Source organism: Candidatus Pantoea symbiotica, from assembly GCF_056491525.1.
Map to the genome: position 1 here is coordinate 265,397 of NZ_JBSZHR010000003.1, position 21,130 is coordinate 286,526.

Genomic DNA, 21,130 nt, shown 5'->3' on the forward strand with positions numbered 1-21,130 from the left:
ATTCCTCGTTTGAGCGGTTAATAAGCATGATTTCTGCAGAGGTACATTGCGATTGACATTGTGTTTGCCATTGCGCGATTATGCTCGTTATAGATTGGTTGTGTTTTTTTAAGGAACTTACATGCTCGATTATGCAGCTTTCCCAGAACAGCGACAAGAGCTGATACGACAAATTTTGCGCGACCAGGGCCGTGTTGTTTGCGTCGATCTGGCCGCCCAGATGCAGGTTTCAGAGCACACCATTCGGCGCGATCTGCATGAGTTGAGTAAAGAAGGCGTGTGCAAAAAGGTGTATGGCGGTGCGGTATTACTGATACCTGAAGCGGGTTCTTTCCAAAGCCGAAAAGAGCACAATCACGCAGCAAAAGACATAATCGCGCAGCAGTGTGCCAGCCTGGTAAAAAACGACACCTGCATTTTCATTGATGCGAGCACCACTAATCTGGCAATGGCGCTGGCGCTACCGGAAAATCTCTCTTTAACCGTCGCAACCAATGCTCCCGATATCGCTGCAGCGCTGTTAAAACACCCGAAAATAGACGTCATCATGCTCGGCGGCCACATTCAGAAAAACAGTGGCGGCAGCGTGGGTCACACGGCGATTGAGCAACTGCGAAATATTATTTTCGACCAGGCGTTTATTGGTGGCTGTGCGATGAGCCCTGAATCCGGGCTGACGGGTTTTGATTTTGCCGACTGCGAATTCAAAAAAGCCGCCATCAAGCAAAGCAATCAAACCATCGTTGGGCTGACAGCGGATAAAATTCCCGGCGTGGCCCGGTTCTCGGTAGCCGGTTGCGAGGATATCGACATTCTTGTGGTAGAAGAGAAACTTAACAAAGAATTTTATAATGCGTTTCGCGCCGAGGATATCACGCTGATTAGCGTATAGAGCGCGGCCTTAGTTGCGTAAATGCGAACGGCGCACACGCATTTCACCGTGGCGCCAACGCTCATCCGCACTCTCGCGACCATCAATCAAGCGGTTTAACGCTTCGGCGATCAGCAAATCAATACGCTGACTAAAGGTGGTGAGCTGGCAGCCTGGCGCGCTGGCTTCTTCGATATCATCGAATCCCACCACCGCAATCTTGGGCATATTCGATGCGGCGCGCATTGCTTCCAACGCGCCTAACGCCAGCACATCGTTTTCACAGAACAGCGCATCGATCACAGGGTCCGGCCGTTGCAGATAATCGCTCATTGCTTGCCAGCTGCGCGCGCGATCGTAACTGCCCGCTTTGAGCAGTACATCAATCTGGAATCCCGCTTGTTGAATCGTCGCTTCAAATCCCTCTTTGCGCAGCAGATGAGAAGTCGGTGTATCCGGACCTTGCATAAAGCCAAAACGCTGCGCGCCCTGCGCCAGCAAAAGTTCGGCGATTTGTTTCCCTGCGGCATAACCATCAATCGCCACCACATCAATGCCCTGCGCATGCGTATTGCGACACAGCTGCACCAGCGGAATGTTGTACATATCCTCCACCAGCGTAATCAGCTGCGCCGATAGCACCGTGCCGAGAAACAGAACGCCGTCGATCTGCAATTGATCCGCCTGCGTCATCACCGATCGATACGGTTCGCCATCGGTGATGTTAAGGATCAGCGCCATGTAACCACGGCGTTGCAGCTGCTGCGTGGCTTCATTCAGAATCATCAGCGTATGCGGATTCTTCAGTTCATCGATCACCACGCCAATGATATGCGTCTTCTTCTTCGCCAGGCTGCGCGCCAGCAAATTGGGGCGATATCCCAGCTCTTTAGCGATGCGCATCACCTTCTCGCGCGCCTTCTCGGAAATCGAAGCGCCAGGCATAAACGCACGCGATACCGTCCATTTCGACACGCCCGCAAGAATGGCCACATCGCTGGCCGTGGCCTTTTTCACTGTTCTCCTCATCGGCTCCCTTCCGCTAGATACCTGGCAAAAAGTGAGCATAGAGTGATTCCCCATGTTAGCAAGAGGCGACTTTTGCAAACTTTGCACCCGGTTGCATTTTTGTAATGCACTCGGGTGCAAATGGTGATGATTTTGTGATCGTGGTGATGAAATCGACTTTTGCTGCGTTGACTATTTTTCAACCGTACCAGAGAGTGAAGACAGCACATCGCGTTGTCCGTCCGAACATGATGTCAATCAGTGGCAGCAATCCCGTTGATTTTGCACCCGGATGCAAAATAATAGAAACCTCCCCTACAGAGATAAAAAAATGAAATTATTCAAGGTAGTAATGCTTATTTGCGGTTTGCTCAGTGTGTTCACTGCCCAGGCGAAAACCTATATGGTTGGCGTCGCTCTGGCTAATCTCGATCTCAATTTCGTTTCCATCCTGCGTAGTCAGATGGAAAAGCAGCTGAAAGACAAAGGGCTCAACAGCCAGTTTGCCGATGCCAAAGGTGATGTGTCCCTGCAAATTCAGCAGGTGGATGATTTCATCAATCAGGGTGCAGACGCGATCATCATCAATCCGGTGGATACGCAAGGCGTGATGCCAGTGATCGCCGCTGCGCAGAAAGCCAATATCCCGCTGATCTTCGTGAACCGTAAACCCGAAGTGAAACTGACCGGCAAAATGGCCTACGTCGGTTCCGACTCGGCGTTGAGCGGCAAGATGGAGATCGAAGCGTTAGCCAAGCGGATGGATAACAAAGGCAATATCGCGATTTTGATGGGCGCCCTTTCCACTGAAGAAGCGCGTCAGCGCACCAAAGCGGTTGAGGATTATGTGAAGGATCATCCCGGCTTGAAAGTGATCCAGAAACAGAGCGCCAACTGGCAGCGCAACGAAGCGGTCGATAAAACCTTGTCATGGTTGCAGGATGGTAATGACATCAATGCCATCATCGCCAATAACGATGAAATGGCGATTGGCGCGATTATGGCGCTCGATCAGTTGAAGAAAAGCAATGTGTTAGTTGCCGGTATCGACGGCACGCCGGATGGTTTGCAGTTTATTAAGAACGGCAAAATGGCGGTGACGATTTTCCAGGATGCGAAAGGTCAGGCAACCGGCGCAGTCGATGTGGCTTACGACATGTTGAGCGGTAAAAAGACCGAAGCCTATAACTGGGTGCCTTATCAAACGGTGACCAAAGAGAATTACCAGGAATTCACCAGTAAAAATCAGAAGTAACACCGCTTCGTAGGGTCGCCATTGATGGCGACCTTGATCCAAATGAATGCCTAAAAAGCAACGCAAAGCGCGAATTTTGTTGCTTCCATTGCACTGCCAAGCCGCTATGTTGGGGTAAAAAATGGAGGTAAACATGCTCAAACCGTCTTCGCCCTGGTGGTGGGATCTCTCAACCCGGGAATTCAGTGAATTGGATATGGCGAACATCGTCGCCGTGCTGCCGATTGGCGCAGTAGAACAACATGGCCCGCATCTGCCGGTGCGTGTGGATGCCGCCATCAACGCCGGGATTATTCAACGTGCGGTGGAATTATTGCCCGACGATCTCCCGCTGCTGGTGTTACCCGCGCTGCCGATTGGTAAATCGGACGAACATCTCGCCTATCCCGGCACCCTTTCACTGCCGTATGACGTGTTAGGCAAAGTGTGGTTCGAGGTGGCGAAAAGCGCCTGGCGCGCCGGAATTCGTAAGCTGATTTTCTGGAACTCGCACGGCGGACAGCCGCAGCTGATGGAAATCGTTTGTCGTCAACTGCGCATCGAACTGGGCATGTTTGCCGTTAGCGCCAGCTGGTTCCGCACCATTGATGCGTCAGACCTTTACAGCGCGCATGAACTCAATCACGGCATTCACGGCGGTGAATCGGAAACCAGCATGATGCTGCATTTGCATCATGAATTGGTCCAGATGCAGCACGCCGCTGATTTCGTTTCTACTTCGGTGGCGCTCGAAGCGACCGGCGGAATTTTAACGCCGGAAGGCGGCATTGGTTTTGGCTGGATGGCTCAGGATCTGCACCTTTCGGGCACCACCGGCAATGCCGCAGCAGCTGATGCTGAACGCGGTGCAATTGCCACCGAACGTGCCGCTCAGGCGCTACTGAAGCTGGCGCGTGAAGTGCATAACTTCGACATTAATTTCCTCACAGAACGCACCGCATTTTCGTAGGGTCGCCATTTATGGCGACCAGGTGCGCATTAATGCGCACCCTACAAAAAACGCGCTAGTCCTTAGTAGGGTCGCCATTTATGGTGACCAGGAGCGCATTAATGCGCTCCCTACAAAACCCACAACGTTGCCATTTATGGCGACCCAGCGATCAACGCAACTCCGACATCATCCCTTTAATGGTTTCGGCGAACACGCTACCAATCGCGCTGGTGCCGCGATCGTGGCCGATCAACATCAGCGTTTGCGTGTGCTGCGCCAGTTCGCGTACCGGAATATAGATCAAGCGGCCGCTGCGCTGGTCAGACTCTATATCAATCGGCGTGAGAAACGTCAGGGTTTGATCCATCATCGCCGACTGGCGCATCACCTCGATCGAGTTGGTTTCAATTACCGGCTGCAGGATGATCGAGGCGCGCGCGAACACTTCATTCAGATACGGTCGAATCACCATCGATTTGTCGGCAATCACCACCGGATACGGCAAGCAATCACTTAAACGTAGGCTGGATTTCTCCGCTAGCGGATGCCCCGCGCCTACAACCGCGCCCAATCGCACCGGCACGCTGGCAATATTGCGATGCACCGGCTGCAAGTCGAAATCAAAACCAATCCCTAAATCGGCGTCGCCGCTTGCCACCGCGTTTGTGATGTTCTCGCCGGTGGTGAGCTGTTGCAGCAGTAATTTCACGCGCGGATTGGCGCGGCGAAACTCCGAGGCCACACGCGGAATCAGGTTCGCCGCTAATCCACTCATCATCGCCACCGTGACTTCGCCGCGCCGCAGCCCTTTCAGCTCCTCGATTTTCATCTGCGCAATTTCAATCTCTTTAAAGCTTTGGCGCACATGATGAATCAGCGCTTCACCGGCGGCGGTAAGGATCATTTTGCGCGGTAAGCGCTGAAACAGCGGCGTGCCCAGCTCCTCTTCCAGCGCAATCAGCTGGCGGTTAATCGCCGAAGCCGAGATGTGCAGCCGTTCCGCCGCTTTACGAATCGAACCGCTGCGCGCTACCTGATCGATATACACAAACAAACGATGTTGCAGCATATTCCCCCTGCGTTGCCTTTTAGGCATCGGTAAGTGCTAAAAATGATGCTTTTAAGATAATGCTCTTCCGGTGATTAATACATCAAAACCACACCAGGAGAACACATGATGGCAGACGTATCCCGCAGAAAGTTTGCGAAGTTAGTGGCTGGCGCGCTGTTGTTACCCGCGCTGGCCCCGATGTTGTCGCGCATAGCGATGGCGGCGAATAACACCATAAAAATCGCCTTGCTGTTGCCCGGCTCGGTTGCCGATGGCGGCTGGAGCTCACTGGCGTATGCCGGATTGCAGAGCCTGCAGAAAGCCGGTTTCACCGTGGCGCACAGCGAAAGCGTGTCGCAGGCGCAGATGGACCAAACCATTCGTGGCTACGCCGATGATGGTTACACGCTGATCATCGGCCACAGCTTTGAATACGGCTCGGCATTTGCCGAAATTGCGCCGGAGTATCCTGACACTTACTTCTTCGCCTCCACCTTCAAACCAGGCGAAAAGTCACCGGGCAACGTGGAATACGTCAACCTCGCCTATCTGCAAGGTGCATATGCCGCCGGTGCGCTGGCGGCGCTGATCTCAGAAAAAGGCAAAGCGGTTGGCTTTGTCGGCGGCGGCGATAACCCTACGCAGCAGGCGATGATGCGTGCTTTTATTCAGGCCGCAGAGAAAACGCGTCCGGGCATTAAAGGCATGGGCGTTGTCACCGGCGATTACGACAACGCCGCCAAAGGCCGTGAAGCCGCCACCACCATGATTGGTAACGGCGCGGATGTGATTTGGCATGCAGCTGACGTCACTGGCCTCGGTGCGATGCAAGGCGCGGCAGCGGCGAAAGTCAAAGCCATCGGCTGTTATGTCGATCAACGTGATGTTGCGCCCGATTACGTAGCCTGCAGCTTCCGCCAGAACCTCGACTGGATGGTGGAACAGGTTGGCGAATCGGTAGCGAATAAAACCTTCAAAGGCGGCGACGAATGGCATCCCACCGTCGGCAAAGCCTGGTCGGTGGTCAATGGTAGCGAGCACTACAATGCCAAACTGGTCAGCGCCAGCGCGTGGGCGAGCTTCCAGCAGATCTGGCAGCAGCTTGACAGCGGCGCGCTGAAGCCAACGGTTTAATCATCATGACAGCAACCGCAAACATCCGCGTCGCGCTGAACAACATCACCAAACGCTTTGCGCGTGTAGTGGCCAATGACGACGTCTCGCTCAGCATCAAAGCCGGAGAAATCCACGCGCTGCTGGGTGAAAACGGCGCGGGAAAAAGCACGCTGATGCAAATCCTTTACGGCCTGTATCAGGCCGATGAAGGCAGCATTGTGGTGGATGGCAAAGCGCAGCGTTTTCGCGATCCCAGCGATGCCATCGCCTGCGGCATTGGCATGGTGCATCAGGAATTTATGCTGGTGCAGCCAATGAGCGTGGTGGAAAACGTGGTGCTGGGTCTGAAAGAGAGCGCCAGCGGCGTGCTCAATTTGCCCGCAGCGGCGGCGCGTTTGCAGGCGCTGTCGGATAAACATGGGTTAGCGATCGATCCCTGGGCGAAAGTGCAGCATCTGCCAATTGGCGTGCAGCAGCGCGTGGAGATCCTCAAGCTGTTGTACCGTGATGCGCAGGTGCTGATTCTCGACGAACCGACGGCGGTGCTGACGCCGCAGGAGAAAGCTGGCCTGTTCGCTACTTTGAAATCGCTGTGCGCGGAAGGTCGATCGGTGGTGATCGTCACTCACAAACTGTATGAAATCATGGCGATTGCCCATCATGTTTCTGTGATGCGCGGCGGCAAAATGGTTGATTCGGTGGACATTAAAGACACCTCGGAAGGCGATCTGGCACGCCGCATGGTTGGGCGCGATGTGGTGCTGCGTGTGGAGAAAACGCCATGTCAGCCGGGCAAAACCGTGTTGCAGGTGGATAGCATTGCGGTGCGTGATGCCAGCGGACAGCAAAAAATCTGGCGCGTTTCGCTCAACGTTGCCGCCGGAGAAATCCTTGGCATTGCAGGTGTGGAAGGTAACGGCCAATCGGAGCTGGCGGAAGCGTTGCTCAACCTGCGCGAACTGGAAGCCGGTCGCATTCTGCTGAATGGCGAAGATATCAGCGACGATTCCCCTGCTACGCGCCGCCATAAGGGCATCAGCTTTATCCCGGCAGATCGGCGTGGCGTCGGTTCGGTGACCGATTTATCGATTACTGATAACGCCATGCTCGGCCGCCAGCGCACCTTTACCCGCGCGGGCGGCTGGCTGCTGGATCGTCAGCGCATCAGCCAGCATGCGCGCGACATCATCGCCCGCTTTGCGGTTCGCACGCCAGATGCCGATTTTGAAGCCGGCAAACTCTCCGGCGGTAATCTGCAGAAGCTGATTCTGGGCCGCGAAGTCGCCAGCAATCCCTGCTTGCTGGTAGTTGAGCAGCCAACGCGCGGCCTGGATGTCGGCGCGATTGAGAGCGTGTGGCAAGGTTTGATGGCAGCGCGCGATCGCGGCTGCGCCATTCTGATGATCTCCGCCGAGCTGGAGGAAATTATCAATCTCTCCGATCGCATCGCGGTGATGTACAGCGGCCAGATTGCCGGTGAAATGGATGCCGCCGACGCCACGCCAGAACGCCTCGGCGAACTGATGGCAGGTGCGCACCTGAAAAAAACCGGAGGCGATCATGAAGAAGCTGCTTGAGCGACGTCTGGCGCCCGCCGAATCCAGCGGCGCGCTGATGCTGACCAGTTTATGCGGCATTCTGGCCGCTTTCGTTATTGCCGGTTTGCTGTTTATCCCGTTTGGCGGCAATCCGCTCTCCGCTTACGGCTTCCTGTTTGACGCTGCGTTTGGCTCGCTACGCAGCTTCGGTCTCAGCCTGGTACAAGCCACGCCATTGATGCTGATTGCGTTGGCAACCATCGTGGTGTGGCGCGCCGGGCTCGGTTACATCGGTTTTGAAGGCTGTTTTCTGCTGGGTGCCGCAGCGGCCAGTTGGATCGCCCTTTCGGGCACGCCGCAGGGTTTTCCGTGGGCGATTCCCGCGCTGCTCTACTGGCCGATGGTGCTGATCGCCGCCTTCCTCACGGGTGCCATTTGGGCCGGTTGGGTTGGCGCGTTACGCGTCAAGTTTGGCGGCAACGACGTATTGATCTCGCTGATGGCCAACTATGTTGCGCTGTTCATGGTGCAATATCTGGTTTCCGGCCCGATGCGTGCGCCGGGCGATCTGCCGCAAACACCACGTTTGCCGGTGGAGAGCTGGTTGCCGTTCGTGATGAACGGCATGCGCGCACATTGGGGCATCGCCATCGCGTTGGTCGCCACGCTGTTCGTCTTCTGGCTGATGCGTGCCACGCCCGCTGGTTTCGAAATCAAAATCGCCGGACTGAATCCGCGTGCGGCGCGCTACAGCGGCGTGGATGTCAATCGCCGTCAAATGGGTGCGGTTTTACTCGGCGGTGGATTGGCAGCGCTGGCAGGATTGTGCGCGGTATTGGGTGTGCAACATCGCCTGATGGAGGGGATTTCCGGCGGCGTCGGCTTTATCGGCGTGGTGGTGGCCTTACTGGCGCGCCTCAATCCGCTGCTGGTGTTCCCAACCGCCATTCTCTACGGCGGGCTGGAAGTCGGCGGCAACGCGATGCAGCGCCAAACCGGCTTGCCCACTTCGGTGGTGCTGATTCTGCAAAGTCTGGTGGTGTTACTGATTCTGGCCGGCGATCTGCTGCGCTATTACCGCATCAACCTTCCCGGCGGGCGTAAATCGCGTCGCCAACTGGCGGAGGAACAATCATGAATCTGTGGATGAATCTCGATACCGCCTTTTTCGTCAGCTGGCTGGCCGCTGCGGTGCGCCTTGCCGGTCCGGTATTACTGGCGGCGCTGGGCGAAATCTATGCCGAACGTTCTGGCGTGCTGAATATCGGCATTGAAGGCACCATTCTGCTCGGCGCGCTCTCCAGCTACATGATGGCGGTGGAGAGTGGATCGACCGCGCTGGGCTTTATTGCCGGAGGCGTTGGCGGGTTGCTGGTTGGCTGCGTGCTGGCGGCGCTCTACCTGCGCGCCCATGCCAGCCAGATTGTGGTGGGCATCGTCTTCAATATTTTGGCCGCCGGATTAGCCACCTGGATTTACGCGCTGGTAATGGGTAACGATTCCTCGCCCACCATCCCCATGCTCGAACCCTGGCATGTGCCGCTGCTCTCTTCGCTGCCGTTTATTGGCCCGATTCTGTTCCAGCAGCCGCTGCCGCTCTATCTCACTTTGTTGCTGGCGGTGCTGGCGCACTTTGGTCTGTTTCACACCCGCTTTGGCCTGTCGCTGCGCGCGGTAGGCGAAAACCCGCGCGCGGCGCATGCCGCCGGACTCAACGTGTTAAAGATCCGCACGTGGGGCGTGCTGTTCTCCTGCGTTGGTGCCGGTTTGGCGGGCAGCTATCTGGTCACCGCGCAGATCGGCCTGTTCCGCGACAACATCGTCAGCGGACAAGGTTTTATCGCGCTGGCGATTGTCATCTTTGGCCGCTGGAGCCCGCTCAAAGCACTGGTCGCCGCCTTTATCTTTGGCGCCGCAGATGCCCTGCAACTGTCGCTGCAGCTGTTTGAAAACACACTGCCGCCGCAAGTGCTGCTGGCGCTGCCTTACTTGCTTACCATTCTAGCGATGTCTGGCGTGGTGGGACGCACATTGCAACCTGGCGCGTTAACGCAGCCTTATCGAAAGGAATAACGTATGAAATCGTTTCGTTTCAACAATCTTGCGGATGTTAAGGCGTTCCGTATCAGTCCGGATAGCAGCAACTATTTCGCCATCTTGTTCGACAAGCCGTTAGACGGCATTGAGAACATTTTCGTGGTGGAGATCTTCAACGTCGGCGGCGCTACGCCACCGAATGAGCACGCCACCGCGCACGAGTTCTTCTATGTGCTGCACGGTGAAGGCGTAGCGCGCTGTAACGACGAAGAACTGGCGATTGGCAAAGGCGATTCGTTGCTGCTGCATCCAGGTAACGATCACGCGATTCGTAACACTGGCAACAGCAAACTCTACACGCTAACGGTGATGACGCCGAATGAAGGCTTTTCAGAACTGATTCGCAGCGGTGACCCTGTCACGCTGGATGAAGAAGATTTGCGTGTGTTAACGGGAGCCTGATATGCCGGAAAATGTTTTAGGCAGCAGTCGACATAATCAGTGGCGCGTCTCACCGCAAGTGGTTGATACGCGACGACCGACGCAGGCGTCGCGCACTGTGCAGCTCACCACGCGCGACCGCTCGGTGATTTTCGATCTGCAGCGTACGGCTATCGTGGTGATTGATATGCAGAACGACTTCTGTCATCCCGAAGGCTGGCTCGGACATATCGGCGTTGATGTCACGCCTGCGCGTGCACCGATTGCACCGCTGCAAGCGTTGCTGCCGACATTGCGCGCTGCGGAAGTGCCGGTGATTTGGCTCAACTGGGGCAACCGCGCCGATAAGCTCAATCTCAGTCCCGCCTTGCTGCACGTCTATAACCCGAACGGTGATGGCGTGGGATTAGGCGACCCGCTGCCGGTTTCCGGCGCGCCGGTGTTGCAAGCCGGCAGCTGGGCGGCGGAAGTGGTGGACGAATTGACGCCGGATGCTGAAGACATTCGCGTCAACAAATACCGCATGTCTGGTTTTCAGGACAGCGAGCTCGATAGCATCCTGCGAAATCTTAACGTCACCACCCTGCTGTTTGCTGGCGTTAACGTCGATCAATGCGTGCTTTGTACGCTGCAAGACGCCAACTTCCGTGGTTACGACTGCCTGCTGCTGGAAGATTGCAGCGCCACCACCTCGCCCGCTTACTGCCGCGATGCCACGCTGTATAACGTGCAGCAATGCTTTGGTTTTGTGGTCAATGCCGCCGAATTACAGCAGCAACTGGAGAACGCCTCATGAGTTACCTGCTGGCTGACGGCTGGATTATCACCATGAATCCGCAGCGCGAGATTCTGGAACAGGCGAGTTTGCTGATTGAGGATAAGATCATTCGCGCCATTGGCACGCGCGATGCGTTGCAGCAGCGCTATCCGGAAGCGGAAATCATTGACTGCCGCGAACGCATTATTATGCCAGGCATGGTGAACACCCATACGCATCTGTTCCAGACACTGCTGAAAGGCCTTGGCGATGACATGGTGCTGAAAAAGTGGTTCACCTGCATGACCGGACCCAGCGCCGTGGCGTTGACCGAAGAGGATGTCTTCGCCGCCGCGCTGCACGGCTGTATGGAATCATTGCGTTCGGGCGTAACCTCGCTGGTCGATTTTATGTATGCGCATCCAAGGCCAGGATTAACGGCCAAAGTGATCGAAGCGTTTGAAGTCAGCGGCATTCGCGGTCATGTGTGTCGCGGCTTCCTCACCAGCGGCGCTGAGCACGGCATTCCTGCTGAACTGATCGAAACGCCGGAACAGGCGCTGGCCGATGCACGTGAAGTGATTAATCGCTATCACAGAGTCGATGGCCGGGTAAAAGTCGGTCTGGCACCGAGCATGATTTGGGCGCTGGATGAGAAAGTGCTGCGCGGCACACGCCAGTTAGCCAACGAAACCGGCGTGCTGATCACCACGCACGTGGCGGAAACCGATTTTGAGATCGAGCAGGCGCAGCTGCGTTTTCAGGCCAGCGATACCGAATTCCTCAGCGATATCGGCTTCCTCGGCCCGGATGTGCTGGCGGTGCATTGCGTGCAGTGTAATTCGCGCGACATCCGCGCTCTCAAACATCACGACACACGCGTGTCGCACAATCCCTGCAGCAATCTCTATCTCGCCTCCGGCGTGCCGCCGATTTCGGAAATGCTGGCCGCCGGCTTAACCGTGGGTTTAGGCTCAGATGGCCCAGCCAGCAGCAACAATCACAATCTTTTCCAGGCGATGAAAGTGGCGGCGCTGCTGCAAAAAGGCGTGCACCGCGATCCCACCATTATGACGGCGGAGAAAGTGCTGGAGATGGCTACCATCGATGGTGCGCGTGCCATTGGCCTCGAACATCTGGTGGGTTCGCTGGAAGTCGACAAACGCGCTGATGTGGTAATTGTCGATACTTCGCATCCGGCGATGACGCCGATCCATCATCCGGTTTCATCGCTGGTCTACTCAGCGCTTGGCCACGAAGTCAGCGATGTGTTTGTCGATGGCGTTTATCTGCTGCGCGCCGGTGAGTTTACCCAGCTTAATCAAAAAGAGGGGATGGCGCGTTCGCAACGTGCAGCGCATTCGCTGGCGGTACGCACCGGCAATGATAAAACGCGCGGCTGGCGATCGGCGGCGTTTTAAAAGCGATAATATTTACATACAAAAGCGACAAAATTTTATCGGTTATCCGCATTAATTGTTAAAAGCATGACACAATACTTACATTAGAGGGCAAGCTATTTTGAACACAAAGTAACGCGGAAAACCTATGATTTATGATTGTTTTTTATACTATGACGAAGATATGTTGCTCGACGTTCGTTTGCATACCCTGAACAACGTTGTCGACCGCTTCGTCATCGTTGAATCCACCCATACTTTCACCGGCAAGCCAAGAAATCTGCATTTCGATATTAATAAATTTGCAGAATTCAAAAATAAGATTATTTATATCGTCTTTGACGAAACACCCTTCTTTAATAATGACATCGTCGATGCCTGGAAGAATGAAGCCCACACGCGAAATGCCATTATGAAGGGGCTGAGTTCTGCGGTTAATGACGACATTATCATCGTGTCAGACGTTGACGAAATACCTGATCCACAGGCGGTATTAAAACTGAACAAGCACAGCCTGTGTACCACGCTGCATATGAATTTCTTTAATTATCAGTTCAATCTTCAGGTATTCAACGCCGATGGTGCACCGAGAATTTGGTCATTCCCACGGGCGACATCCTTTAAGCATCTCAACGGTTTCTTTGGCGGTAAGCCGGAAGACTTCCGCAACGTTAAAAAAAGTCCGATCAAATCCAGCTTTATAAAATGGAATTTGTTCAAGCTGCGCAATAAAAATATGGCATCCGCAGGCTGGCATTTTTCGTGGATTATGCGACCAGAACGCATATCGGAAAAAATGTCGTCAATTTCCCACACCGAATATGATTTGCCGCAATTTAATAACTGCGACCATATTCTTGATGCGCTAAAAAATGGCAAAGATATCTGGGGCAGAGAGAGGAAAATGTGTAAACAAGCGCTGACCACCGAACACTTTCCCGCCTATCTGGTGAATAATCAGGCTAAGTTCAGCGAATTTATTCTGTAATTTTCGCCCAGTGGTTTTTGATCTGCTGGGCACATTCCGCTTAACTTACTTTTTGCTACAACATTCAAACTCATAGCCCTCTGCAAAATGCGCTTTTGGCCCTAAGCTTAAAGCCATTCAGCCACTGATGATGAGGTTTCAATGAGTTTACTGTTTAGTGCGACGCAACTGGGTAAGTTAACGCTCGATAATCGCATCGTGATCGCGCCGATGTGCCAATACTCCGCTGAGAATGGCAAAGCCAGCGCCTGGCACCGCATTCATCTCGGGCAACTGGCACTTTCCGGCGCCGGTTTGCTGATCATCGAAGCCACGGCCGTTGAAGCGGACGGACGTATTTCTCCCGGTGATTTAGGCCTGTGGGATGATGCAACGGAAGCGGCACTTGCCAGCGTTCTGCATGATATCCGTCAATATTCTAACATTCCGTTTGGTATTCAACTCGGTCACGCCGGACGTAAAGCGTCCTGCGCTGCGCCGTGGTTCGGTGGTAATCAGCTGTCACTGGAACAAGGCGGCTGGCAAACCGTCGCGCCTTCCGCGCAAGGCTTTAATCCTGAAGATCGCGCGCCGGTGGCGCTGACTAAACAGGATCTAGATCGCCTGAAACAGGCCTTTGTAGACAGCGCGCAGCGTGCCGCCAAACTCGGTATTCAGTTAATTGAACTGCACGCCGCGCACGGCTATTTGCTGCATCAGTTCTTGTCGCCACTGAGTAACCAGCGTGAGGATGAATACGGCGGTTCGCTGGAGAATCGTCTGCGCTTCCCGCTGGAAGTGTTCCATGCGGTGCGCAACACGCTGCCGGATTCGGTGGCAGTTGGCGTGCGCCTTTCAGCAACGGATTGGGTTGAAGGTGGCTGGGATGTTGAGCAGTCGATTGTCTTCAGCCAGCAACTCGAAGCGGCGGGCAGCGATTACGTGCACGTTTCCAGCGGCGGCCTGTCACCGCAGCAGAAAATTACCGTTGGTCCCGGCTATCAGCTGCCTTTTGCCCGCGACATCCGCAAACAGGTGAAGATTCCGGTGATTGGCGTTGGCTTGATTACGGAGCCGAAGCAGGCAGAACAAGCCTTGCAGGAAGGTGATGCTGATTTGATCGCGCTGGCGCGCGCGGTGCTTTACGACCCACGCTGGCCGTGGCATGCCGCCGCTGAATTGGGTGCGCAGGCCAAAGCACCACCGCAGTATCTGCGTTCCGAGCCGCACGGCCTGAAAGGCACACTGATTTCCAATAAAGAGTAATGGTTTTGACCCGGTGCGCATTTATGCGCACCGGTTAAACATAGGATCGCCATTTATGGCGAACAACATCACCCACCAAATTCCGGCAACACCCCAAACCAGCTCAGCAGCCAGGCCAGTATATTCATCGCGCCAAACACAAACAGTAAAACTACCGCCAATGAACAGCGTTGCTGAGATTTCCACGCCAGCATAGCCGGGATGATCACCGCCCACAAAGTGGCAAACAGTCCGGCAAAACCAATCGCCGCAACAAAGCCATTTGGCCACAAGATCGAGGCGAGTAACGGCGGCAGGAAAGTCAGGCTGGCGGTTTTCAAACGTGCGCCGGGTGAATTTCCGAATCCCAGACGATCGGCGATGAAATCAAACAGACCAGCGGTAACGCCGAGGAATGAAGCGATCACCGCGAAATGCGAGAAGATCGACATCATTAGCGCCAGCGCATTAACGTGCAGATGATCACGCAGCGCTGCCATCAGTGCCGCGATATCACCGCCCTGCTTCACAATCTCGGGAAACGCATCGCGCGGAATATTTCCCATAGTGCTGGTCAGCCAAAACAGATACAGCGCCAGCGACAGCAAGGTACCCAATACCAAAGCGCGCGTAATGTTCTGCTTATTACCTTCGTAATAACTCACCAGACCGGTGATGTTGCCGTGATAACCAAATGACGCGAGACAAAAAGGCAGCACGCCAAGTGCATAAGGCCAGTACTGTTCGCCTGCTACGGGTCCGCTCATTAACGACGGCACGTTCACCTGCGTGAGTAAGCCGCCAAACAGCACGATCAACAGCAGAATTTTTGCCAGCACACAAAAGGTCATCAAGCGACTGACGCCGGTGGTGCCGAGCCACACCACTAAAGCAACGCACAGCGTCAGCAATATTTTGGCTTCTGCGGTAGAGATCGGTAATCCCAACTGACTGATGGAGTGCTGATAAACCGGGCCGCTGGCCGAAATGTAGGCGTAAGTGAGGATGCCGAGGACAAATAAGATGCTGAGTCCATTAAGCGCCGCCCAGCCGCGCCCGAGTAAATCTTTGGTTAAGGTGTCGTAACCCGCGCCAGGCGGATACTTCAGGCTGACACGCATAAACAACAAGCCGGACAGCAACATGCCGCCCCAACTGATCAGCAGTAACACCATCGCCCAGCCAAACCACGCGCCCGCCATCACCACTGGCAGCGTAAACATCCCTGCGCCCACTACGGTGCCGCAAATAATCATCGCGCCCCACCATACAGAAGGCTGGCGGCGGGAGAATGTCATCTCCGTCATCACTTATTCCCTACAAAACTGCTTAAAGGCGGCGATGATACACGGGAAAACGCTGAGATGAGAGTGTGATACGAGATAAAACGCGCGCCATTATGCAGGTGCGCATGAATGCGCACCCTACGAAAAAAGCGCCAATCCGTTGTAGGGTCGCCATTTATGGTGACCGAAAGACGCTTAACTGACGAGCATTACGCCATCAGAACGCGCGTTTAAGGAAGGAAAAAGAACTTAGTTATAGAACGCTGGTTTCGCCGGCATGGTGATCGGCACGATGTCACCAGAGTTTTGCGCCGCAACGCAGGCATCGGCCGCGACCGCCGCCGCATAACCATCCCACGCCGATGGACCGGTCATCTCACCTGATAACACGCTGTTGATAAAATCCTGCAACTCCACGTCATAGGCATCAATGAAACGCTTTTTCCAATCGGTAAGAATACTGGTGGAGAGTTTGGCCGCGCTGCGTGTCTGTACCGACATCGGTTCAGGCAAACGTGCGATACCGCTTTCGCCCACCACTTCACACTGAATATCGTAGCCGTAAGCGCAGTTAACGAAGATTTCTACATCGATGCGCACGCCTTTGGCGGTTTCCAGCAGCACGATTTGAGGATCTTTCAGATGCGCAGCCGCTTTACTGGTTGAGCGTGGGTAGATCACCTGCGTGCTAACGTAATCATCTTTCAGCAACCAGCGCAGCACATCGAGCTCATGAATCAGCGTATCGGTGATGGCCATATCGGTGGTGTAAGAATCGCCGACTTCGGGATTGCGGTGCGCGCAGTGCAACATCAGCGGTTCGCCGATATCACCGTTCTCAATCACCGCTCTCAGCGCGCGATAGCCGCTGTCGTAAGGACGCATAAAACCAACCTGCACCAGCTTCTTACCGGCGGCGATTTCCGCCTCAACGATGTTCATGCAACCCTGCGCGGTGACCGCCAGCGGTTTTTCGCAGAACACTGCTTTACCCGCTTTAATTGCCGCCAGCACGAACTCTTCGTGAGTTGGGCCCCACGACGTGACCAGAATCGCCTGTACTTCTGGTGCGTTAATCAGGTCATGTGCGTTGTCATAGATCTCCGCCTGAATCCCCAGATCTTGAATGATCTGTTCGCAGTTGCTGCGGTTGATGTCATTCAGCGCCACTACGCGCGAATGTTGCAGCACCTGGCTACAACGACGAATGTGTTCGCGACCGATCGCGCCCGTGCCAATTACACCAATATTGAGCGTCATAGCGTGTTCCTTAATTATTCAGATAAGCAATGCTGGATTGGATTTCCTGAGCAATCTGTTCTTCGCTCCAGCCATCCATTACGGAAGAAAACGGTTCAAAGGCATAGATGCCGCGATAGCCCATCTCTTCCAGACGCTGCACTTGTTGTTTCGATTTCAGCAGATCGTCGGCGCTCAGCATGATGCGCTCTTCGTCGGTTAACTGATGCGTTGGGCGCGCATCGGTGACGCCAGAGAGATGCACCAGCCCGATGTTATTGACGTCAACGCCGCCAGCAAAGTCTTGCTCAGCGCCTTCGTACAAGTGGTGGTGAAAAGTATCCAGTACGATTTTGAACGGCGCGCCCGCTTGCTTGATCAGCTGTTGTGCCAGTGCGGCAGAACGCAGTGAGCTTTGCGGGAACCCGAGCGGCTCAACCAGACCGGCGATGCCATATTCAGCGAACAGCGGTGCCAGTGTTTTTAACGCATCGACGGTTTGCTGCTGGGAAATAACCGTGCCGTCATTCAGTGGGCAAAGTACTAACGCTTTGGCACCGGTTTCACGCGCAGCGGTTAATAAAGCGTGCGTTTTTTCCAGCACCTCATCGGTTAATTGGTTAAACGGATAAACCGCATTAATGGTTTCGATTGTGAACGCATGTTGTTTAGCCAGCTCACGAACTTGTTCACCGGATAAATGATCAGTCACGCTGCCACTTTTCATATCATTGCGGATTTCGACCTTATTTAACCCTAACTTTTCAACCAGCGAGAAAAACTGTTCGAGGCTGAGGTTGGGCGCAATTTTACGATTAACGCAGAGTCGGTCATGGCTTATTTTGTAGGTCATGGTGTGTTCTATCCTGAAAGAGTAATATTATTTACTTTCTGTTTTGTTGTGACGCGTCGATATCTTGCGATAGTAAGCGATGTCGTTTTGCAGCTCTGCCAGAACTTTGATTGATTTACATCAACGCAACATCATTTATACAACTCATGGAAGTAGTGCTCGACCTGCTCCAGGCTGCGCCCTTTGGTTTCCGGGATGGTGCGCAACACAAACATCGATCCACCAATACCAATCACCGCAAAGGTTAAGAAGGCACCCGCTAGGCCAAACGCCGCCAGCAGTAGCGGGAACGCCATCGAAATGGCGAAATTCGCCATCCACAGCGCAAACACCGCGCCGCCCATGCAAATACCGCGCATCCGCGCCGGGAAGATCTCAGAAAGTAATAGCCAGGTAACCGGCGACAGCGCGCCCTGCTGGAAGCACAGGAACATCAACATCCCCGCCAGCACCAGATAGGCGCGCAGCAGATTAACGTCGCCTGCCGAATGATATTCCGGCATAAAGAAGCACACCGCCGCGATAAAGAACAGGCACGCGGTGCAACCCATCTGTCCAACCAACACCAGCGGACGACGGCCAATTTTGCCGATCATCCAGATCCCGACCAGCGTCATCAGCACCGAAATCACGCCGTTAGCGATGGTGGCAAACAGCGCGGCATCGTTGCTTAAACCGGTTGCCGTCAGCATGGTCGGCGCGTAATACATTATGGTGTTGACGCCGGTCAGCTGCTGAATCGCCGCTATACCGATACCGAGCAGAAACACCTTGCGCAGCCACGGCGTACGCAGATCGCCCAGGCGGCCTTTGCCCTGTTGCCGGTTCTCTTCGATGGTTTCTTCGATCTCTTCCAGCTCCCAATCGACGTCATCCGCCGCGCGGGTTTTCTCCAGCACTTTGCGCGCTTCGTTGTTATTACCGCGCATCACGTGCCAACGCGGGCTTTCTGGCATAAAGATCATGCCAAACCACAGCAAAACGGCGGGTACAGTCGAGATGGCGATCATCCAGCGCCAGGTGTGCTCTCCGCCCCAGATTTCGTTGAAAGTGGCGTTGGACACGTACGCCAGCAGCTGGCCCGAAACAATCATCAGCTCCTGCAAAGTCACCAACTGGCCGCGCTTATTGGCTGGTGCGATTTCCGCGATATACACCGGCACCGTGGCCGCCGCGCCACCGACGGCGATGCCCAGGAACAAACGTGAAGCGATCATTGAAATAACATCCGGCGCGAAAGCCGAACCAATAGCGCCAAGGGCAAAAATAAAGGCGAGGGAAATGATGATTTTGCGGCGTCCCAGCGCGTCGGCGAAATGACCGGCGAGCAGCGCGCCAAAAGCGGCGCCAAACAGCAGTGAACTGGTGACTAATCCGGTGGTAAATGGCGTGAGTTGCAAATCGTCACGCATAAACAGCAAAGCGCCCGATACCACGCCGGTATCGTAGCCAAACAGTAATCCACCCAGCGTGGCAACCAGCGCGATTATTTTAACAAAGGGCTCGGTGCGCGTAGTGCTATTCGGGCCGGAAGCCGTGTTGGTGGATATATACAGTTCTCTTTCCATAATACCTCCTGGTAAAAAATACATAAGGAAATACGGCAGAACAAAACAGAGCATTCACGCTAACGGCATTTTTATTTCATGTTAATTTTTATTTGGAATTTGTTTTCCGAAGTGTGAGTTCAAGCATTCTGGTGTTTTTATTTTGATGGAATTGCATCAGGGGGGATTTTATTTAGGCTGGATTCATCATGGTAATTAAAATGGTCGCCATGAATGGCGACCCTATGTGTAAGGTGATATTAAATCCGTAGGGTCGCCATTTATGGCGACCGTCTATATGCATTTCGCGCATTAACATTGCCGAATTATAGATTTGTAAAATCCCGCTCGTGCAATAGCATTGATTTCTTTGCTTTTCCCCTGCCGTCTCGCCAACTGGATCATCACCTTCATGCGCAATATGCAGTCGCGTTGCCTATCCCTGAACGACTTCGAGAAGTATGCCAAACGTCATCTGCCGCATCCGCTGTTCGCCTATGTTTCTGGCGGCGTCGAAGACAATATCGCGCTGCGCAACACGCTGGCATCTTATGCGCGCTACAGCCTGATCCCGGAAAACATGGTGGATGTGTCGCAGCGCAACATCGGGGTTGAGCTGTTTGGGCAAAGCTACGCGGCGCCGGTTGGCATCGCGCCGATGGGCATCTCAGCGTTAACCGGTTTTGATGGCGATTGCACCATGGCACGCGCGGCGAAAGAGAAGAACGTACCGTTTATCATGAGCGGCTCCTCGCTGACGCGGCTGGAAGATGTGGCGCAAGTGAATCCCGATATGTGGTTTCAGGCCTATCTGCCGAAAACGCTGGAGGAGATTGATGCGCTGATCGATCGCGTTAAGCAGGCCGCGATTCCGGTGCTGGTGATCACCGTGGACACGCCGGTTAAGGCCAACCGGGAAAACAACGTGCGCGCCGGATTCGCCACGCCGTTCCGTCCCAGCCTGAAGTTGGCGTGGCAAGGCATCACGCATCCGCGCTGGTTAACCGGAACTTTGCTTAAGACGCTGCTGAAAAGCGGCATGCCCTATTTTGAGAACAATAATGCGCAGCGTGGCGCACCGCTGTTTTCGAAAAATGCGGTACGGGATTTCAGCGGCCGCAGCCACTTAACCTGGCAGCATATCGAACATATCCGCGCGCACTGGCCGGGCGCGATGGTGATTAAAGGCATTCTCAGCCGTAACGATGCGCTGCGCTGTAAAACCATCGGCATCGACGGCATTGTTGTATCGAATCATGGTGGACGACAGCTGGATACGGTGATTCCGCCGCTTTATGTGCTGCCGGAAATCGTTGCAGCAGCGGGTGAAATGACGGTGATGTTTGATAGCGGAATTCGACGCGGCACCGACGCCATTAAAGCTATCGCGCTGGGCGCAAAAGCCTGCTTTGTCGGGCGGCCGTTTAATTATGCTTGTGCGGTAGGCGGTTTAGCGGGCGTCAATTTAGCTATCGACTTGATTACCAGCGAGATTAGCCGCGATTTAGGCATGTTAGGCGCGGCTTCACTGGCGGATTTAGGGGAGAAGCATTTGCGGTTGGTTGGTTGAGGGTCGCCATGAATGGCG

19 protein-coding genes are annotated in these 21,130 nt (G+C 54.5%); 13 read left to right on the forward strand and 6 right to left on the reverse strand.

Annotated features, from left to right (window positions below):
* Nucleotides 1-121: 121 nt before the first annotated feature.
* Complete coding sequence (locus ACXIZX_RS22035) at nt 122-892, forward strand: DeoR/GlpR family DNA-binding transcription regulator (protein WP_479405029.1); 771 nt, start codon at nt 122-124, stop codon at nt 890-892.
* A 9-nt stretch (nt 893-901) separates the two neighbouring features.
* Here the strand turns inward: ACXIZX_RS22035 and ACXIZX_RS22040 are convergent, their stop codons facing one another.
* A complete protein-coding gene (locus tag ACXIZX_RS22040; protein ID WP_479405030.1) occupies nt 902-1,900 on the reverse strand; it encodes a LacI family DNA-binding transcriptional regulator in 999 nt (332 codons plus the stop codon).
* A 310-nt stretch (nt 1,901-2,210) separates the two neighbouring features.
* On the opposite strand from ACXIZX_RS22040, the gene ACXIZX_RS22045 reads away from it, so the two are divergent.
* Both ACXIZX_RS22045 and ACXIZX_RS22050 read left to right on the forward strand, forming a co-directional pair.
* The gene (locus ACXIZX_RS22045; protein ID WP_258145844.1) at nt 2,211-3,134 is read left to right on the forward strand and encodes a substrate-binding domain-containing protein; all 924 of its coding nucleotides are present in this window, start codon (nt 2,211-2,213) and stop codon (nt 3,132-3,134) included.
* Nucleotides 3,135-3,267: 133 nt separating this feature from the next.
* The gene (locus ACXIZX_RS22050; protein ID WP_479405031.1) at nt 3,268-4,083 is read left to right on the forward strand and encodes a creatininase family protein; all 816 of its coding nucleotides are present in this window, start codon (nt 3,268-3,270) and stop codon (nt 4,081-4,083) included.
* Between the two features lie 151 nt (nt 4,084-4,234).
* Here ACXIZX_RS22050 and ACXIZX_RS22055 read toward each other — a convergent pair whose 3' ends face one another.
* On the reverse strand, nt 4,235-5,134 hold the full coding sequence (locus tag ACXIZX_RS22055; RefSeq protein ID WP_479405032.1) for a LysR family transcriptional regulator: 900 nt from the start codon (nt 5,132-5,134) through the stop codon (nt 4,235-4,237).
* A 105-nt stretch (nt 5,135-5,239) separates the two neighbouring features.
* Between ACXIZX_RS22055 and ACXIZX_RS22060 the strand changes: the two genes are divergently transcribed.
* From ACXIZX_RS22060 to ACXIZX_RS22100, 9 genes are all read left to right on the forward strand, one after another.
* Entirely contained in the window at nt 5,240-6,250 is a 1,011-nt protein-coding gene (locus ACXIZX_RS22060; RefSeq protein ID WP_479405033.1) for a BMP family protein, read from the forward strand.
* Nucleotides 6,251-6,255: 5 nt separating this feature from the next.
* Nucleotides 6,256-7,809, forward strand: coding sequence for an ABC transporter ATP-binding protein (locus ACXIZX_RS22065; protein WP_479405034.1), 1,554 nt, complete (start codon nt 6,256-6,258; stop codon nt 7,807-7,809).
* On the forward strand, nt 7,793-8,908 hold the full coding sequence (locus ACXIZX_RS22070) for an ABC transporter permease (RefSeq protein ID WP_479405035.1): 1,116 nt from the start codon (nt 7,793-7,795) through the stop codon (nt 8,906-8,908). Before ACXIZX_RS22065 ends, ACXIZX_RS22070 begins: the two co-directional genes overlap by 17 nt.
* Entirely contained in the window at nt 8,905-9,843 is a 939-nt protein-coding gene (locus tag ACXIZX_RS22075; RefSeq protein ID WP_008106238.1) for an ABC transporter permease, read from the forward strand. The genes ACXIZX_RS22070 and ACXIZX_RS22075 overlap by 4 nt, the downstream gene beginning before the upstream one ends.
* Nucleotides 9,844-9,846: 3 nt before the next feature.
* The gene (locus tag ACXIZX_RS22080; RefSeq protein ID WP_154191349.1) at nt 9,847-10,269 is read left to right on the forward strand and encodes a cupin domain-containing protein; all 423 of its coding nucleotides are present in this window, start codon (nt 9,847-9,849) and stop codon (nt 10,267-10,269) included.
* Between the two features lies 1 nt (nt 10,270).
* Nucleotides 10,271-11,044: a cysteine hydrolase family protein gene (locus ACXIZX_RS22085; protein WP_479405036.1), complete on the forward strand. Its 774-nt coding sequence runs from the start codon at nt 10,271-10,273 to the stop codon at nt 11,042-11,044.
* A complete protein-coding gene (locus tag ACXIZX_RS22090) occupies nt 11,041-12,426 on the forward strand; it encodes an amidohydrolase family protein (protein WP_479405037.1) in 1,386 nt (461 codons plus the stop codon). Before ACXIZX_RS22085 ends, ACXIZX_RS22090 begins: the two co-directional genes overlap by 4 nt.
* A gap of 127 nt (nt 12,427-12,553) precedes the next feature.
* A complete protein-coding gene (locus tag ACXIZX_RS22095) occupies nt 12,554-13,393 on the forward strand; it encodes a glycosyltransferase family 17 protein (protein ID WP_479405038.1) in 840 nt (279 codons plus the stop codon).
* Between the two features lie 141 nt (nt 13,394-13,534).
* On the forward strand, nt 13,535-14,638 hold the full coding sequence (locus ACXIZX_RS22100; protein ID WP_479405039.1) for an NADH:flavin oxidoreductase/NADH oxidase: 1,104 nt from the start codon (nt 13,535-13,537) through the stop codon (nt 14,636-14,638).
* Between the two features lie 68 nt (nt 14,639-14,706).
* Here the strand turns inward: ACXIZX_RS22100 and ACXIZX_RS22105 are convergent, their stop codons facing one another.
* The 4 genes from ACXIZX_RS22105 to ACXIZX_RS22120 form a co-directional block, all read right to left on the reverse strand.
* Nucleotides 14,707-15,924: an aromatic amino acid transporter gene (locus ACXIZX_RS22105; protein WP_479405040.1), complete on the reverse strand. Its 1,218-nt coding sequence runs from the start codon at nt 15,922-15,924 to the stop codon at nt 14,707-14,709.
* A 228-nt stretch (nt 15,925-16,152) separates the two neighbouring features.
* On the reverse strand, nt 16,153-17,163 hold the full coding sequence (iolG, locus tag ACXIZX_RS22110) for a bifunctional inositol 2-dehydrogenase/D-chiro-inositol 1-dehydrogenase (protein WP_479405041.1): 1,011 nt from the start codon (nt 17,161-17,163) through the stop codon (nt 16,153-16,155).
* A 10-nt stretch (nt 17,164-17,173) separates the two neighbouring features.
* A complete protein-coding gene (locus ACXIZX_RS22115; RefSeq protein ID WP_479405042.1) occupies nt 17,174-17,995 on the reverse strand; it encodes a TIM barrel protein in 822 nt (273 codons plus the stop codon).
* A gap of 131 nt (nt 17,996-18,126) precedes the next feature.
* On the reverse strand, nt 18,127-19,563 hold the full coding sequence (locus tag ACXIZX_RS22120) for a sugar porter family MFS transporter (protein ID WP_479405043.1): 1,437 nt from the start codon (nt 19,561-19,563) through the stop codon (nt 18,127-18,129).
* Between the two features lie 391 nt (nt 19,564-19,954).
* Here ACXIZX_RS22120 and ACXIZX_RS22125 point away from each other — a divergent pair, with 391 nt between their 5' ends.
* Complete coding sequence (locus ACXIZX_RS22125; protein WP_479405044.1) at nt 19,955-21,112, forward strand: alpha-hydroxy acid oxidase; 1,158 nt, start codon at nt 19,955-19,957, stop codon at nt 21,110-21,112.
* The last annotated feature ends 18 nt before the right edge of the window (nt 21,113-21,130 follow it).

Excerpts from the sequence above, each read along its gene's own strand:
- ACXIZX_RS22120 (WP_479405043.1), bottom strand. The coding sequence starts at position 19,563 with ATGGAAAGAGAACTGTATATATCCACCAACACGGCTTCCGGCCCGAAT.
- ACXIZX_RS22115 (WP_479405042.1), bottom strand. The coding sequence starts at position 17,995 with ATGACCTACAAAATAAGCCATGACCGACTCTGCGTTAATCGTAAAATT.
- iolG (WP_479405041.1), bottom strand. The coding sequence starts at position 17,163 with ATGACGCTCAATATTGGTGTAATTGGCACGGGCGCGATCGGTCGCGAA.
- ACXIZX_RS22075 (WP_008106238.1), top strand. The coding sequence starts at position 8,905 with ATGAATCTGTGGATGAATCTCGATACCGCCTTTTTCGTCAGCTGGCTG.
- ACXIZX_RS22070 (WP_479405035.1), top strand. The coding sequence starts at position 7,793 with ATGAAGAAGCTGCTTGAGCGACGTCTGGCGCCCGCCGAATCCAGCGGC.
- ACXIZX_RS22045 (WP_258145844.1), top strand. The coding sequence starts at position 2,211 with ATGAAATTATTCAAGGTAGTAATGCTTATTTGCGGTTTGCTCAGTGTG.
- ACXIZX_RS22105 (WP_479405040.1), bottom strand. The coding sequence starts at position 15,924 with ATGACGGAGATGACATTCTCCCGCCGCCAGCCTTCTGTATGGTGGGGC.
- ACXIZX_RS22035 (WP_479405029.1), top strand. The coding sequence starts at position 122 with ATGCTCGATTATGCAGCTTTCCCAGAACAGCGACAAGAGCTGATACGA.
- ACXIZX_RS22100 (WP_479405039.1), top strand. The coding sequence starts at position 13,535 with ATGAGTTTACTGTTTAGTGCGACGCAACTGGGTAAGTTAACGCTCGAT.
- ACXIZX_RS22055 (WP_479405032.1), bottom strand. The coding sequence starts at position 5,134 with ATGCTGCAACATCGTTTGTTTGTGTATATCGATCAGGTAGCGCGCAGC.
- ACXIZX_RS22125 (WP_479405044.1), top strand. The coding sequence starts at position 19,955 with ATGCGCAATATGCAGTCGCGTTGCCTATCCCTGAACGACTTCGAGAAG.
- ACXIZX_RS22065 (WP_479405034.1), top strand. The coding sequence starts at position 6,256 with ATGACAGCAACCGCAAACATCCGCGTCGCGCTGAACAACATCACCAAA.
- ACXIZX_RS22040 (WP_479405030.1), bottom strand. The coding sequence starts at position 1,900 with ATGAGGAGAACAGTGAAAAAGGCCACGGCCAGCGATGTGGCCATTCTT.
- ACXIZX_RS22085 (WP_479405036.1), top strand. The coding sequence starts at position 10,271 with ATGCCGGAAAATGTTTTAGGCAGCAGTCGACATAATCAGTGGCGCGTC.
- ACXIZX_RS22090 (WP_479405037.1), top strand. The coding sequence starts at position 11,041 with ATGAGTTACCTGCTGGCTGACGGCTGGATTATCACCATGAATCCGCAG.
- ACXIZX_RS22050 (WP_479405031.1), top strand. The coding sequence starts at position 3,268 with ATGCTCAAACCGTCTTCGCCCTGGTGGTGGGATCTCTCAACCCGGGAA.
- ACXIZX_RS22060 (WP_479405033.1), top strand. The coding sequence starts at position 5,240 with ATGATGGCAGACGTATCCCGCAGAAAGTTTGCGAAGTTAGTGGCTGGC.
- ACXIZX_RS22095 (WP_479405038.1), top strand. The coding sequence starts at position 12,554 with ATGATTTATGATTGTTTTTTATACTATGACGAAGATATGTTGCTCGAC.
- ACXIZX_RS22080 (WP_154191349.1), top strand. The coding sequence starts at position 9,847 with ATGAAATCGTTTCGTTTCAACAATCTTGCGGATGTTAAGGCGTTCCGT.